The sequence below is a fragment of the Colwellia sp. MB3u-8 genome, from assembly GCF_014076985.1.
Taxonomy (GTDB): Bacteria; Pseudomonadota; Gammaproteobacteria; order Enterobacterales; family Alteromonadaceae; genus Cognaticolwellia.
On the sequence record NZ_JACGVA010000058.1, the window covers coordinates 127545 to 143778 of the forward strand.

10 protein-coding genes are annotated in these 16234 nt (G+C 39.3%); 7 read left to right on the forward strand and 3 right to left on the reverse strand.

The window, feature by feature from the left end; translation table 11 throughout:
* Nucleotides 1-13: 13 nt before the first annotated feature.
* The gene (locus H4J54_RS05300) at nt 14-1855 is read right to left on the reverse strand and encodes a DUF1302 domain-containing protein (protein ID WP_182189877.1); all 1842 of its coding nucleotides are present in this window, start codon (nt 1853-1855) and stop codon (nt 14-16) included.
* Between the two features lie 209 nt (nt 1856-2064).
* On the opposite strand from H4J54_RS05300, the gene H4J54_RS05305 reads away from it, so the two are divergent.
* The 7 genes from H4J54_RS05305 to H4J54_RS05335 all read left to right on the forward strand — a co-directional run bounded on the left by H4J54_RS05305 (nt 2065) and on the right by H4J54_RS05335 (nt 12142).
* On the forward strand, nt 2065-3090 hold the full coding sequence (locus H4J54_RS05305) for an AraC family transcriptional regulator (protein ID WP_182189878.1): 1026 nt from the start codon (nt 2065-2067) through the stop codon (nt 3088-3090).
* 263 nt (nt 3091-3353) lie between these two features.
* On the forward strand, nt 3354-4487 hold the full coding sequence (locus H4J54_RS05310) for a YCF48-related protein (protein ID WP_182189879.1): 1134 nt from the start codon (nt 3354-3356) through the stop codon (nt 4485-4487).
* 10 nt (nt 4488-4497) lie between these two features.
* Nucleotides 4498-6846 carry an RND family transporter gene (locus tag H4J54_RS05315; RefSeq protein WP_182189880.1) on the forward strand — a complete coding sequence of 783 codons (2349 nt, stop codon included), beginning with the start codon at nt 4498-4500 and terminating at the stop codon, nt 6844-6846.
* Nucleotides 6846-8261 carry a coniferyl aldehyde dehydrogenase gene (locus H4J54_RS05320; protein ID WP_182189881.1) on the forward strand — a complete coding sequence of 472 codons (1416 nt, stop codon included), beginning with the start codon at nt 6846-6848 and terminating at the stop codon, nt 8259-8261. Before H4J54_RS05315 ends, H4J54_RS05320 begins: the two co-directional genes overlap by 1 nt.
* 302 nt (nt 8262-8563) lie before the next feature.
* Nucleotides 8564-10198 (forward strand): AMP-binding protein, encoded by a 1635-nt coding sequence (locus H4J54_RS05325; protein ID WP_182189882.1) that lies wholly within the window; start codon nt 8564-8566, stop codon nt 10196-10198.
* A gap of 365 nt (nt 10199-10563) precedes the next feature.
* The gene (locus H4J54_RS05330) at nt 10564-11436 is read left to right on the forward strand and encodes a LysR family transcriptional regulator (protein WP_182135037.1); all 873 of its coding nucleotides are present in this window, start codon (nt 10564-10566) and stop codon (nt 11434-11436) included.
* Nucleotides 11437-11632: 196 nt separating this feature from the next.
* The gene (locus H4J54_RS05335; RefSeq protein ID WP_182189883.1) at nt 11633-12142 is read left to right on the forward strand and encodes a tetratricopeptide repeat protein; all 510 of its coding nucleotides are present in this window, start codon (nt 11633-11635) and stop codon (nt 12140-12142) included.
* Between the two features lie 554 nt (nt 12143-12696).
* On the opposite strand, the gene H4J54_RS19390 is transcribed toward H4J54_RS05335, so the two are convergent.
* Both H4J54_RS19390 and H4J54_RS05345 read right to left on the reverse strand, forming a co-directional pair.
* On the reverse strand, nt 12697-13401 hold the full coding sequence (locus H4J54_RS19390) for a PEP-CTERM sorting domain-containing protein (RefSeq protein ID WP_259367115.1): 705 nt from the start codon (nt 13399-13401) through the stop codon (nt 12697-12699).
* Nucleotides 13402-13741: 340 nt separating this feature from the next.
* Complete coding sequence (locus H4J54_RS05345; protein WP_182189884.1) at nt 13742-16210, reverse strand: S8 family serine peptidase; 2469 nt, start codon at nt 16208-16210, stop codon at nt 13742-13744.
* Between the last annotated feature and the right edge of the window lie 24 nt (nt 16211-16234).

The following is a 16234-nucleotide window of genomic DNA, read 5'->3' on the forward strand; positions in this document are numbered from 1 at the left end:
TTTTGCAATATAACTAATATGAAATGCCAAATGACAGCGAAACTAAATCTTTATCTTCTAAATTGCTGTGACTACCACCTGAGTAGTTGTTGTAACCTAGCGTCATAGAGTATTTTTGTTGATATGAAGCTTGCACAGAAACCCCTAAATTTTTGCGACCTTCATGAAATTGCTGACCTGGATCTGGCGAATAGCCACTAACATCATGGCCCCAAAAAATACTTGGCTCTAATGATATGCCCGCATAAACATCGCTATAAGTAAAGATAGCTTTCATGCGATAGCCCCAAGCATTATCGCTAACAAAACCATCGGCACGACAATCACCTGATAAAGCACCTGCGGCAACTAAATTGCTACAGTTAAAACCACCACCGGCATCAAAGTCACCTAAACCAAAGACAGAATTACGGCCATAATGTTGCTCAGAGTCTTCAACACCATCAGTTAAAATCACACCAACTTCACCAATAACGGTTATGCGAGAAGCACCTAACCTGTTTTCAAAGAATTTAATTGCAGTGACTTGTAATTGGGTCACATCAAATTCATCCCAACCTTGAACTTCTTGGCCATAGCCAACAGCAGTAACTCTTGGGCTGAAACGTAATACTGGTGATTCAGACAAAGCACCATTTAATATTTCCGGACCACTAATTTGGATAGGAGTATCTGGCTTATAAGACACCTCACCTGATAAAGCCACACCGGCTACATTGGTGGCAAAACTAGCACCAAAATATTTTAAGTCTTCAGGAAATTCAATATTATAAGCTGGATTTAGTGCCGCTAAAGCGCCGCCTGTTGGGTCGACCATCTTAGGAACAAAAACCGGTGTAGGGCTGCCTGTTGCTAAAGGAACACGGGTACGAACAGCATTAATTAGTGGCACACGAGAGTGAATATTCATGTAGTACAAACCAAACTCAGTATCATTGAGTTCTTCCGCATAATAACGTGCCGCTATACCATATTGACCACCGTCATCTGGTTCAATATCTGCTTGTCGTTCAGCAGCAAAACCTCCGGCTAAACCGGCTTGATCGCCAAAAGGCCCTACCGAAACAAAGTTACAACCAGAGGCGGCAAAATCTGCTCCTGAGAAATAAGTACCACAGCCGTCAATTTGAGTTTTTTCCCACTCATATTGATAAAAAGCTTCAATACTTAGTTCACCGGTTAAACCTAAGTTAGCGTAGAGCATACCCACAGGTAAAATACCTTCTTTTAATGTCGCGCCTGGGCGACGTAACGCGGCGACATCAAAAGGGTTAGATGAGTTCATACCGCCTTGAATAAAGGTGCTTTCACCCCAACTCACCACTTGGCGGCCTAAACGCACGTCCAGAGGAGAGGTACCTATGTCGAATGCACCATAAACGTAAGCATCAAGTAATGTTATACCTGAGAATTTAGTATTATCTTCAAAGCCATCATCACTTAATGGGGTATTTGGTGTGTAGCCATTGTTGGAATTACCATGAAGCACGTCACCATCTTTAAGCGCATAGTCGTACCAATATTTAACACGAACAAAAGCACCAAAATTACCTTTACTCAACTGCAGATCATGCACACCTTTTATTATTTTTGAATAGGCATCATGCTTGGCATAGTTTAAGTTGCCATCATCTGTAGTTGATGTAAAACCTGTCCCACCATTGGTTTTACCAATAAAACGAGGGTCAGCATCACCCAGCCTCCAACTTGCGCCAATATCTAATTGTGAGTTGATTTGCAGCAGAATGTCATTGTCTTCACCAAAGTTAAAGTCTACGGCCTGCGCTGAGGATGTACACAGTGCCATAGCAACAACCAGAGCTAATGGTTTGATTTTACAGTTATTAGTTAGCATTTTATTCGCCTGTTATTATAGTTGTAATAGGTCAGTTGTAATAGATAATGTAGTATTTTTTTATTATAATTGTAATAAGTAATGTAATATTTCTTCCGCATTTACATTACGCCAATGGTTTAATTAATATTTCGCTAAATGCGCCAACCTGTTGTCATTTCGTGCAATAGTCGTAAAATAGAAAAACAATCAAAAATATAGGTAATCTAGTGCAAGATTATTATTCAACATTAACTGGCTGGATGATCCCTATTTCAAGGGCTATGCAAGCAAATAGCATTGACGCTGCAAAAGCGCTAAAAGCATGTGATATCTCTCTCGATGTCATGCAGGATCAAGAGTCTAGTATTGCTGCCGAAAAGTTTGCCCATTTACTTGAATATTGTAATAAAAAATTAGACCGTCATGATTTTTCTGTACTAGTAGCAGAGCAATTTCACCCAGGTATGTTTCATGCATTAGGTTATGCCATGATGTCTTCAAATACCTTATATGATGCACTGGAGCGTATTGCTCATTACAAACGTGTGGTGTCCAACACTTGTCAATTAGTTAATCATGAACGCAATGAACACTTAGTGTTTGAAATGAACATTTTTACCTATGAATCCACCAACAGACCCGTACTATCACAAGAAATTGTTGAGACTTTCCTCGCGACTATTATCCGCTTTTCCCGCGAGCTTGTTGCCTTAGACTTTGCGCCGGTAAAGGTTTGTTTTGCTTACCCTACTCCCCGTTATGATGTGGCTTTTCTAAAAAATTATTTTAACTGTGAAGTCGAGTTTGATAGTAGCCAAACAGCGATTATCTTTGATCTCAAGCAAACGAAAGAAAAATTACTCTGTGGTAATCCATTAATCACTCATAGCCATGAAAAAATGCTTGACGAATTTATGGCGAGAGTCGATAAAAATGATTTAACCCATGTCATCAAAAACAAAATTTTTGAACTATTACCACTCGGCGCACCATCACAAACTGAGATAGCTGAATTTCTTGGTATGAGTTTGCGTAATTTGCAACGCAAACTAAGTGATCAAGGCACAAGTTACAAAGAAATATTAGAAAGTACGCGCAAAAAATTAGCGATGAATTACATTACTCAAAAACATTTAAGTTTAAGTGAAATTGGCTATTTAGTGGGTTTTTCCAGTGTTGGTAATTTTAATCGCGCTTTTAAACGCTGGACTTATCAAACCCCTGGTGAGTATCGACAAGGTCGTAAACCATAAAACATTAGCGCTCAGTCTTTCTCCACTTGCACAAACCTGCAGTTTGGCTGCCTTGTGTATAATGGCTATCATCAGTTTAAATCTTTGAAGATAATAAATTTAAATGGATGCTAGCCAGATCACATAGTGCAAATTCAGTTGCCCAAATCCCATCAAAAATTAACTGTGTTGCAAAGATAATCATTTGGCACGTTTAACACCTCTAAATTAAATTGTTATCATCAATACTAGTCAGTAGATTTATATAACTTATTAGGACTTTTATGCGCCCATCTTATATTGCTCTTAGCGTGATAAACTTATTTTTTCTCGCACAGCTGAATTTAGCTGAAGCGAAAACTAGCTTAGATTTGCTTGAGTTACCCGCTAAGCAAAGCGCTTTAGCCAGTAAAAGTGTACTTATGGCCATGACGCCTGATAATAACGCTATTTTGGCGGTAGGTGAACGTGGCCATATTATTAACTGGAAAAGTCAGTCCGATTGGCAGCAACAACAATCTCCGGTGAGTGTGTCTATAACCAGCATCACGGTATTGTCTAACGGCAGCAAAATAGCCGTGGGTCATGATGGTGTCATTCTCAAAAGTGCCCCTGAGAGCAACACTTGGCGTAAAGTATTTACTGGCGCTGAGCTGACTAAACTTAAAATAGCCCAGGTGAAAGCACAATATAAAGCCCTGCAGTTAGTGATAACCAACACGCAAGATGAAGACGAACTTGAAGAGCTAACCTACCAACTTGAAGACTTAGCCTTTGCCATTGAAGATAACCAATTAGAATTAATCTCTGGCCCCAATAAACCGCTTTTATCTGTCACAAGTACCGCTAACGACACCCTATTTGCTACTGGCGCCTACGGCTCATTTTTGATCAGCAATGACCAGGGAGAAACTTGGTCATTAATCAGTAAGCGCCTTGATAACCCTGATAACTTTCATCTGAACTCTGTGATTACCACCCCTGATGACCCGTTATATATTGTTGGCGAAAATGGCATGGGCTTTTACTCTGACAACCAAGGTGAAACTTGGTCGTCAATGGCTTTACCCTACTCTGGTAGCCTATTTGGCATTATCGCCAATCCGACAAACTCTGCCCAACTGGTGGCTTTTGGCTTACAAGGTAATCTGATGGTATCACTTGACGGTGGCGCGCATTGGCAACATAAAAAGCTACCCACTAGCGCCAGCTTACTCGGCGGCACCTTCTCTAAACAAGGTAAAGCTTACTTAGTGGGGCACGGGGGCTTAATTGTCGATTTATTCCCTGAAGACCTCAGCACGCTGGCTATTAATAAACACCCTTCAGGTGCAGCACTTTCAAGTGTTTTAGTGCAAGAAAATTCATTAGTTCTCGCCGGACAATTCGGTATTTTAACCTGGTTACTTAAGCAGTAAGGGCAAACTTATGTCAGAGAATAAACCCGTTCATTCGGCTAGAAAATTAGAGCAACTTATAGAGAAATTCGTCTTTGGTCATCGCGCGATAGTGATGACCATCATTGCCGTTTGTATCGCTTTACTGACCATTCAAGCGGTTAACGTTAAGCCCGAAGCTAGCTTTACTAAAATGATCCCCGGTGATCATCCTTTTGTAAATAATTTTTTAACCTATCGAAAAGAACTGGCTGATTTAGGTAATGTGGTTCGCATTGTGGTAGAAAATAATCAAGGTGACATTTTCAATGCTGATTTTCAACAAACCTTAAAGGAAGTTACTGACGAAGTTTTCTATATTCCAGGCGTAAGTCGTGACGGTCTTAAATCATTGTGGACACCTAATGTTCGCTGGCAAGAAGTCACCGAAGAAGGTTTTGTTGGTGGCGCCGTAATACCCGATGGTTATGATGGTTCGGCTGAAATGATAGAGCGCGTTAAAGCTAATATCTTTAAATCAGGACAAATAGGCGTGCTGGTGGCGAATAATTTCCAATCAGCCATTATTTTAGCGCCCTTGCAAGACATCAACCCTGAAACAGGTTTGCCGCTTGACTACCGAGAGCTGTCAAAGATTTTAGAAGAAAAGATACGTGACAAATACAGTAGCGACAATATCACTATTCGTATTGTTGGCTTTGCAAAAGTGGTCGGTGATTTAATCGATGGCGCTTTACAGGTTGTTGCCTTTTTCGTTTTAGCTGTGGTTATTACCTTTGTATTATTATGGTTTTATTCACGCTGTATACGCAGCACAGTGTCGGTATTAGTCTTCTCTATTTTTGCCGTATGTTGTCAACTCGGTATTCTTAATTTACTCGGTTTTGGTATTAACCCTTATTCAATGTTGGTGCCCTTTTTAGTTTTTGCTATTGGTGTCAGCCATGGCGTACAAATTATCAATTCAATTATTCACCATAGCGTCACTGGCGCTAATAAAATTGATGCGGCCAAACTTGCTTTTCGCTCACTCTATATTGCGGGTATTACTGCTTTAGTCAGTGATGCTATCGGTTTTACCACCTTAATGGTGATTGATATTGAAGTGATCCGAGAACTCGCCATAGCCGCTAGTATTGGTGTCGCGATTATTATTGTCACCAACTTAGTTGCACTGCCTATTTTAATGAGTTACATCGGTGTTTCTCCTGCTGGTTTAAAATACGCCCAAAAATCAGCTCATAAAACCGGTATTGTTGAGCGTTTGTTTAAAAACTTTGCTAAACCGCCGCTAGCAAAAGTAGCGATAGCTGTTGGCATTATTCTTTTTGCTTTAGGGCTTTATTTCTCACAAGCCATGCAAATTGGTGATTTAGACGCCGGTGCACCCGAGCTAAGACCTGATTCCCGCTACAACTTAGACAATGCTTATATTGTTGAAAATTACAGTACCAGTACCGACCTATTTGTCATTATGGTTAAAACTGAGGTTGAGCAATGTGCTCAATATCAAAACCTAGTGTGGGTCGATCAATTTCAATGGCATTTACGCAATGTGGCTGGTGTACAAGCGGTAAAATCTGTTGCCGATGTGTCAAAATTTGGTCTGTTTGGCATGAACGAAGGCTCATTAAAATGGTATGGCTTAAATCGCAACCAGTTAATGACCAACGCTTCCTTGTCTAAAACACCACAAGGTTTGATGAACAAAGATTGCTCTATGGTGCCCGTGCTGGTTTTCCTTAATGATCATAAAGCACAAACTCTAGACAATGTGGTTAAAGCGGTAGAAGTATTTAAAGCTGAAAACCCAGTTGATGGTGTCGAATTTTTGATGGCTGCCGGTAATGCCGGTATAGAATCTGCCACTAATATGGTTATTGAAGATGCACAAACTGAAATGCTAGTTTGGGTATATGCCATTGTTATTATTATTTGTTTAATCACCTTTAGAAGTGGTCGCATCGTGGTTTGTATTATCACGCCATTAATTTTAACCAGTATCATGAGCCAAGGTTTAATGGGCGTTTTAGGTATTGGCGTAAAAGTTGCCACCTTACCTGTCATTGCCTTAGGTGTGGGTATTGGTGTTGATTACGGTATTTATATTTTCAGTAAAGTTAAAGAAGCACTCGGCCAAGGTAAATCCTTATACATGACTTATCGTTACGCTTTAAACCAAACAGGTAAAGCCGTTGCTTTTACCGGTATAACTTTAGCGATTGGTGTAGCTACTTGGGTGTTTTCACCGATAAAATTCCAAGCCGACATGGGTGTATTACTCACTTTCATGTTTATTTTTAATATGTTAGGAGCACTAACACTGATTCCAGCTCTTGCATGGTTACTTAAGATAGGCTCTAACAAGGATAAGAAATAATGACAGAAATAATTACACAAACAGCATTAAATGAGACTTTTTTACAACAAAAAGCATTTTTTGCTCAGCATACTTATCCTAGCTATCAAGAGCGCATTAGTGACTTAATCAAGTTAAAAGCGCTTATTGTTGATAACCAAGACGCTTTTATTGCCACCATGAGCGATGATTTTGGCCATCGCAGTGCTGATGACTCAAGAATAGGTGATATTCTCACCACCGTTATGGGCATTAACTATGCCATAAAAAAATTAAAAAACTGGATGAAGCCTGAAAAAAGACATATCGGGATTTTATTTCAACCAGCACAAGGTCAGGTTATTTATCAACCTAAAGGTGTTATCGGTATTATCGCGCCGTGGAATTATCCGGTATTTCTGACCTTAGGGCCGTTAACAACAGCATTAGCCGCAGGTAATACTGCGATGATAAAAATGAGTGAATACACAGCTAAAACCAACAGCTTATTAGCCAAGTTAGTGGCGAAGGTGTTCCCTAGTAATCAAGTGGCAATAGTTTGTGGTGAAGCTGACATGGCGGCGGCATTTTCAGCTTTAAGTTTCGATCACTTATTTTTCACTGGCTCTACTGGTGTCGGTAAATTAGTGATGAAAGCTGCCGCTGAAAACCTAGTTCCTGTGACCTTAGAGTTAGGTGGTAAATCACCGACCATTATTGATGAAGATATTGATATAAAAACGGCAGTCAGTCGATTAATTTTAGGTAAAACGCTTAATTCTGGCCAAACCTGTGTGGCGCCAGATTATATTTTTTGCCCACAAAGCAAAGTATCAGAGCTAACTCAAGCTTTTCAAGCCGCTTATCAAAGTATGTACCCTAATACGCTAGAAAATGACGACTGCACTTGTATCATCAATGATGGACAAAAAGCCCGAGTTGATGGTTTATTAACTGATGCTAAAGCGCAAGGGGCAACCATAATACCCTTGAGCCCAACCAGCAGTGATAGCTCGTCGAGAAAAATGCCTTTAACACTGCTCACCGATGTTAATGATGACATGAGCGTGATGCAGCAAGAAATTTTTGGCCCCTTGTTACCTATTATTGGTTACAATAATATTGACGAAGCCATTACTTATATCAATAGTAAACCTCGTCCACTAGCCTTGTACATTTGCAGCTTTAACAAGGCATTTCAACAACAGGTGTTATTAAATACTCATGCCGGTGGTGTCTGTATTAATGATGCCGCTTTTCATGTCGCTATTGATGATTTACCTTTTGGTGGTATTGGTGCCTCTGGCATGGGGCAATATCATGGTAGTGAAGGTTTTAAAACTTTCTCGCACGGAAAATCGGTACTTTCACGAGGAAAAATAAGCCTAGGGACATTATTATTTCCCCCGTTCGGTAATAAAATTCATCAAATTTTGTTTAAATTATTTATTCGTTAATTAACCTCATGAGTAAAATAATTTACTCATGACACTTTTATTAAGTTTTTGATCTTTTTGTGCGCAAAGAAAATAAATCAGCCAGATGTTTATTGTTGCAGACTAAACATAAGTACCTGCAGCCATTTAGCCGCAATACTTGACTATTCTGATTGATAGCAAAGCTGCCGTGATGTATTTTAACTGCTACGACTGATCAATAACTTAATGAAATTATTATTAATTTACAATTTCATATTACTTTGCTTGTTCTACTCTCTTTGTTTCAAGCACCAACGCATCTAGTTGCTAAAGGAAATAACATGACTAAACCTTGGATTAAAAATTATCCAGAAAACGTGGCTCATGAAGTGGATTTAAATCGTTATGACTCTTTATTGGCTTTATTTCATCAAACAACCGCTAAATATGATCAGCAAACCGCCTATAGTAATTTCGGCGCTGAGCTGACATTCAAACAAGTAGATGCACTATCACGATCCTTTGCGGCTTATCTGCAAAATGAACTTAATATTCTTCCAGGTCAACGTGTCGCCTTGATGTGTCCGAATACCTTATGTTTTCCAGTGGCTATGTGGGGCATTATTCGTGTTGGCGGCGTGCAAGTAAATGTTAATCCAATGTATACCCCACGGGAACTTGCGCACCAACTTAATGATGCTCAAGTCGAAACCATCATCATATTTTCACCCTCAACAAAAATGCTTGCTGATGTTATTGAAAAAACTGATATTAAAAATGTTATTACGGTTAACTTAGACGATTTAGTCAATAAAGGTTTACCTTGCGACCCTGTTGACCCGCGTCTGAGCCAAACCATAAGTTTTACTGATGCCTTAACGCAAGGAGAAAGCTTAACCCTGACTGAGCCGACTCTCTGCCAAACTGATTTATTGTTTTTGCAATATACTGGTGGTACTACCGGGCTATCTAAGGGCGCTATGCTTAGCCATGGCAATCTAATTGCCAATATTATGCAATACCAAGAGTTTGCTAAAAATAAGATAAATTACGGTAATGACGTTGTTATTACCGCTATTCCTATGTACCACATCTTTGCTTTGATGGCGAATACGCTGAGCTATTTCTATTTTGGCGCTAAAAATGTTTTAGTGACTAATCCTCGTGATATGCCTAGCTTTGTCGACATATGGAAAAACACGCCCGCCACTGTTTTCACTGGGGTAAACACATTATTTAATGGTTTATTACACACACCAGGCTTTGATCAAGTTGATTTTTCATCATTAAAAATTTCTCTGGGCGGCGGCGCAGCAGTACAGCAAGCGGTAGCAGACAAATGGCAACAAGTGACCGGAGTTAGGCTAAACGAAGGTTATGGTTTATCTGAAACTGCACCGGTTGTGTCATTAAATTTTGGCACTAGCGTTAATGGCAAAGCAGTTTATATACCCGGTATTGGTGTACCCGTGCCCAGTACTGATCTTTCTATTCGAGACGATTATGGCAATCTAGTCGCACAAGGCGAATCCGGTGAGCTATGTGTTAAAGGTCCACAAGTTATGCAAGGTTACTGGAACAATATTGCCGCCACCCATGAATGTATGACTGCTGATGGCTACTTTAAAACTGGCGATGTCGGCATGCTGGACGAGCAAGGCTTCTTCCACATTGTTGATCGTAAAAAAGATATGATTAATGTTTCTGGTTTTAATGTTTATCCTAACGAAATTGAAGCTGAAGTGGCTAGAATGACCGGCATATTAGAATCAGCTTGCATCGGCGTAACTGATGATAAAACCGGCGAAGCCGTTAAAATTTTCATCGTTAAAGCAGATGAAAGTATTACCGAGCAAGATGTTATCAAATTTTGTCGCCAAGGGTTAACTGCCTATAAGGTCCCTAAACATGTGGTCTTTATCGATGAAATTCCTAAATCAAGCGTCGGTAAATTATTACGCAGAGAGTTAAGATAGTATTTACGGTGGGCTACCGCTGTTATAGGGCAATGAGTGAAAATAATTCATCCGTTGAATGAATTCTTCTCGTTTGCTGCCAACAGATAATAGCCTTAAGATGATCTTGTTTTAGGATCTCCCCCGGTTCAAAGAACATTTTTACATAGTTAATTTGTTTCATTTTAAGGACATCAATCGATGTCCTTTTTTTTCATTATTTTTTATCGACAATATTATTTTGGTGCAAGCACACTATAATGGTGCACTAGGCGGTATTTCAAAGCGTAATTAATAAAATAAATCATATTAAATCAATAGGTTAAATTACGGCTTAAGTTTTGCTTTAAAGCATTTGTCTTTATTAAAATATGTTAACTATGCCAATTCAAACACCTATACGTGGCCTACGCTCATTTTGCGTAGCGTCGAAATGTTTAAGCTTTAAGCATGCTGCAGCACAATTATTTTTAACTCCCTCAGCCGTTAGCCATCAAATAAAACAACTTGAAACACAATTAGGTATCGTTTTATTCAATCGTGGCACCAGAACCATTGAACTTACCAGTGCCGGAAAACAGTTTTACCAATCGATTCAACCGTTAATTAATCAATTAGAATCAACCATAGACGAATTTACGCAAAAGCAACAAAATCAAACTATTGTCATTAGTTTGCCAGAATTTTTTGCCAGCGAATTATTTATCCCTCGTTTATCAGAGTGGTCGCAAAATAACCCAACCATTAACCTACAGCTAGAAACGGTTAAGTCTGGTAGCGAACCATCACGGTCTGCAGATTTATCTATTGTGCTTGCTAATGGCAAGCCTAATGCAAAAATAGTTCAAGAGTTATTTCCTATTCGTTATGCTCCTGCTTGTAACAAAAAACTTTATAAAAAGCTAAAAAATACCGGTTTTTCTGCCTTAAAAACCACACCGTTACTTTTACATAGATCACGCCCATGGTCTTGGCATCAATGGGCTGATAAAAATAATGTTGACGATTTTGACCCTAAACAAATCATCCAATTTGACAGTATGTATGCTGTAGTTCGAGCGGCACAACAAGGCATGGGTATAGCATTAGTGCCATTGCCAATGAGTAAAGCCTGGTTCAGTGAGCAACTGCTGGTAAAGCTATTTGACGAGGAATTAAATACCAATGATAAATATTATCTTATTCAGCATGAAAATATGGATAATAATACAAAGCTGAAGCTCTTTGCTCAATGGGTAAAAGAAACCTTCACAATTTAACCCCCTTACGCTTATAAGCGTTAAATGCTGATGTTCGACCTAGAATAAATAGTTCGCTAATAACACAGTTAACCTACTGACATACAGTTGAATTTTATTCACTTGATAGGTGTATTCTAATCGTTTGTCAGTTATTGGGCTTATCTTTATATTGTTGTTGTATCAATTTGATGCACAACACATATGGGATAACAACATGAACAAAACCATGCTAAAAAACACACTATTCGCCACTTTATTATTAAGTACTACGCATGCAACTTTAGCCAATGAAGCGATATTCCAAGTGGCTGTTGTAAAAGGGACTGTGGGTACTGCAGACCTAACTAAAGGTAAAGTAGCATTGGGGATAAAAAAATTAACCGCTAGTGAAAGTAGCAAAGATTTTTATGATCGTAAAATGAATTTGTGTGTGGCTTATTTGCAATCTACCCAGAACAAAAAATCAGAGTCAGCCTGTACAGAGGCAATCGATAGCATAGAGTCTATCAAGCGTCAAAGTAGCAAAGTTCGCTATTTAACCTCACTTAATTACAGTAACCGTGGTGTTGCTAGGTATAAACAAAATCAATTAACCGCAGCATTAAAAGACTTTGAATTTGCCGTTACTATTGACGATAACCCCATTACAGCAGGTAATTTACAAAAAATTAGACGACTGTTACCGGTAACCAAAGTAGAAAAAATAGCGGCGTTATCGGATTAACACTGATATTTTTTCAACCAGGAGCAGACAAATGAGCATGAATATACTTCACACAATGAGCTCAATCATTAATTTGATCACTGAAATTAAGCATATCTCGATTAGCCAGTGGGATCTTGAGTAAAAAGACGGCATTATTCATTACCCTAGTTTAGAAGCTTGTAGCTAAAGTAATGAATAATGTCAAAACTACCATAACACCACTCAATAATAGTAAAATAAAATACCGCATTTAAATGATTAACCAAGATTGCCACTGTCTAAAGTAAATAAGTTTTTCATACTGTAAGATCAACAAATAGCGTGGTTGAAATGCAGTTATATTAGCTTAAAAGCGCATTGATTTAATCAAAAACGCAACCGTTCTCTCGAACGATAATGCGCTGCTTGAGTCACATAAATTACTCAGCACCACGCTTGCAAGCCAGCTCAAAACGGTGATCAGCTCAATTTGAGACTTAGATATTGAAATTTAGAAGATCTCTAAAGGAAGGACATAAAAAAAGCTAAGGCAAGCGATAACACTTCACAACAAGTTATACTGCGATTTAAGATTATCTCTTAAATCGGCGTGCTACTAATCCCATCAAGCCTATCGCGAAAACAGCCAGTGTTGAAGGTTCAGGTACAGATGCTGGTGCAGTGCTTGTTCGAAACATTAACCAACCAATAGATTCTGCACTGCTTGGACCAAGCGTGGAATAAGAGTCTGTGTCAGCTATAGTTGCTCCAAAGGTATTAAATTTTTCATTGCTAGTCCCTGACTTTAGGTTTAAAAAACCTGCTTTAGCATCAGTGATAACATCATCGTAGAACCATGCAGCATCGACACTGCTAGCGCCCCGTGTTGATGAGTCGCCTAATAGCCTGGTGTATTGTGCACTGGTAAAGTTACCGCTATCACCACAAGTAACAAGCTCCGTTGTGTTCGTGGCACAATCGTGTCTGCTATTAAATAGTGCGTCGAGAAACAAATTAGCTTCATTTGCGCCCGCTATAGTCCAATCTGAATAATCGCCAACAACTGATGTTTGGAACAAAGTTTCCGCGTAAGTTAAATCGGCTAATTCATCCCATCTTAGCCAGTCAAGATTATTTAGCGTATCACTAATGACGCTAGTAGAGTCGTCATCATTACTGGTTAACGCGCCAATAGTGATCAATCCAGCATTTGCCGAATTGACTAAACAACTTAAAGATAATACAGAACCAATGAGTACTTTGTTAAAAGATTTAAAGTTAAAAGATTTAAATTTCATTAGAATTTACCTGTGATGAATTTTTGGATGAATTAACTAACAAATGGTTAAATAATACCAATCTCACTCATTATCTGATCATTTTTACTGGTTAAAATAACCCACTACTGCGTTATTTATTTAATAATTAGAACAACTAGTGATTAAAATAAATGCCTTATATTTGGCCATTTTTCCTGCGTATAAAGTAGACAACCTAATGAATAAAATTGGTATAAAACAGTTTGTATCACTAAAATCTTTACTATTTATCAAGCCATCCTATTTATCAAGCCATCCAGCGAATAAAAAGCCCACCTAAATCAAGCCGGTGGGCTTTGCTACTAGAGCTTTTTAACTATTAATAGTTGTTTAAAAATCGTGTTACGGCTACAGCGTAATCACCGCGAGACACCAGATTAGTACCGTTAAAGTTAGCGGTAATGCTAGGTTCTAAATCAAAAGCACCTTGTTCGATCTCAAAATATGCGTTTAATATGCCTAAATCTAATGCCAATTGAACGTAACCTTTGAATTCAGCAAGAATATCTCCTTGGTCTGCTAAGGCTATGCGTTGGTCTTGAAAAACCACGGTAATTTCACCATTGAAGCTTTCGGCTAAAGGTTGTAATGCCAATGATTGTACTAAAGAATAAGCTAATTGCGTGCGATCAACCCCACCTTGTGGATTAAAGCCAGTCAAAGTACCCAACAACACTGGCGCTTGCATCTGTTCGGTATTACGCAAAGCAGCACCTGTTGAGTTCACCGCATTAATCGCTGCAGCAAGTTTAGCGTCAGCATCAACATCGTTGAAGGCATTGCTTGTCGCTAGATTAGATTGACGAATACCAGCGCCTAAGGTTAAAAAGTCAGCAAGGTCTTGGCGTGACAATATTGCATTAGGCTCATATCCAGTAATTTTGGCATCAACTAACTCTTCACTTACCGCATATTCAATAAAGGATTTTGCAGGATGACCTTCAATATCATCAAGCCCAGTATAACCGTCTGTTTTGATAATTTTAACAGTGACATCAATATCACCAGGTACGGCATAACCGTTGCTTATTCCTGTTGGATCAGCATCAACACCTGAAAGACCACCAATACCATTAGCGCTAAGGGTCCAGTCGCCGGCTTCAGCAGGTGCTGTTACCGCAATGTTTTGACCTAAAACCGGTAGAGAAATACTAGAGCTAAAACGTTTACCTGATGGGCTAACCAAAGAAAGTCCTACGGTATTATCAGTAACATTAGCACGAACCATTACCATAGAAGCCTCCGCACTCACTTCAATCGTAATGCTGTCATCACCAATCGGACTATAAGGTACAGAGTCAGCATATTCTTTTTCTACTGAGGTTAATGCTTGGGCATTAAAAGTACGCTCAAGTTTTGTTGTAGTGCCAAAGTTTAGGCTTTCGTCCACTATCGATTTAACCGCGGCATAAGCATTAACATAACCGGCACCAGCTTCCCAAGTTTCACGACCTGGCATATTGGTTGCGGTTGCTTGTAAAATCGCTTTTACTTCGCGCCATTGTAGATTTGGGTTGGCTTCTAACATCAAGGCAATAACACCAGCAACATGAGGAGCCGACATCGATGTACCGCTCATAGACGTGTAATAAGGTACTTGATTAGCCGCCATTACTTCACTGTCGTCGGCAATGCTTAAGGCACTTAAGCTTGATAATGATGCACGTACAGAAATAATATCAACACCTGGGGCCGTAACAGTAGGTCGGTCTTCCCAATAAAAAACTTCACCATCAACGGTGACTTGACCGCCTTTTCCTTTCACACCACGTGAACTAAAGTCAGCTAGTCTGCCTTCTTTATCGCCTGCTGCAACAGTGACAACCCAAGGAGCTTTTTTAAAGTTACCGGTAATAGTCGCTTCACCACTACCAGAGTTACCCGCTGAGAAAACCACGATAACACCATTGTCTGATAGTTTTTTGGTGGCTACGTTAGTTGGATGATCTGGATTAAAGTCTGTACCTGTATCACTAGTACTACCAAAAGAGTTTGATATAACGCGAATATTGTAATTATGTTGATGCGTTAATGCGTAATCAAAACCGCCAATCGTGTCTAAGATAAATAGACCTGCGCCTGAGCCGTAACCAATAATATTAGCGCCTGGAGCTACACCTTGGTATTTACCAATCGACATAGCACCATTGCCACCGATAATACCCGCAACATGTGAACCATGACCACCAGCAATATCTGTGTTAGCCGTATCTTCTTGATATGTAATTGGCAAAATATCGGATAACGAATGCAAGTTAGTTTGCGCTAGTACGTTTTGCACAACGTGATTTGGGAATTTAATATCCGTGTGTGTGCCGTCAACACCCGAGTCGTTAACAACAACGCCGATACCGCGACCAGAAAATGGCTGACCGTTACTGCGCATACTGCTGTCATCACGTAAACGGTCAACACCGGTAATTTGTGTTGCGCCATCGTTTTCTAATGATAGTGGTGCGTTAAAATAAACAGAGCGTACTTTATTTGAGGCATATATTTGTTCAATTTGCGCTTTTGTTGCGGTAATACCAACAATAGGCAACATCTTAAAACTAATACCACCGATAACACCGGCAGATTCTATAACATTTAAACGTTCAGGGTTTATTGCACCTTCACCATCAAATGTCACTATCACTTCAAAAACATCATGAGCAGCAGCAGTTGACATTAAGCCATTTAATTCAGGACCTAATGATTTAGCAGATAGACTAGAAGACAGTAAAGTTAATCCTGCTCCCATAAGGCCTGCGATTAACAATTTATTTTTTATTTTAGTTTTAAGCATTGGAAATACCTTATTAGTTTCGAT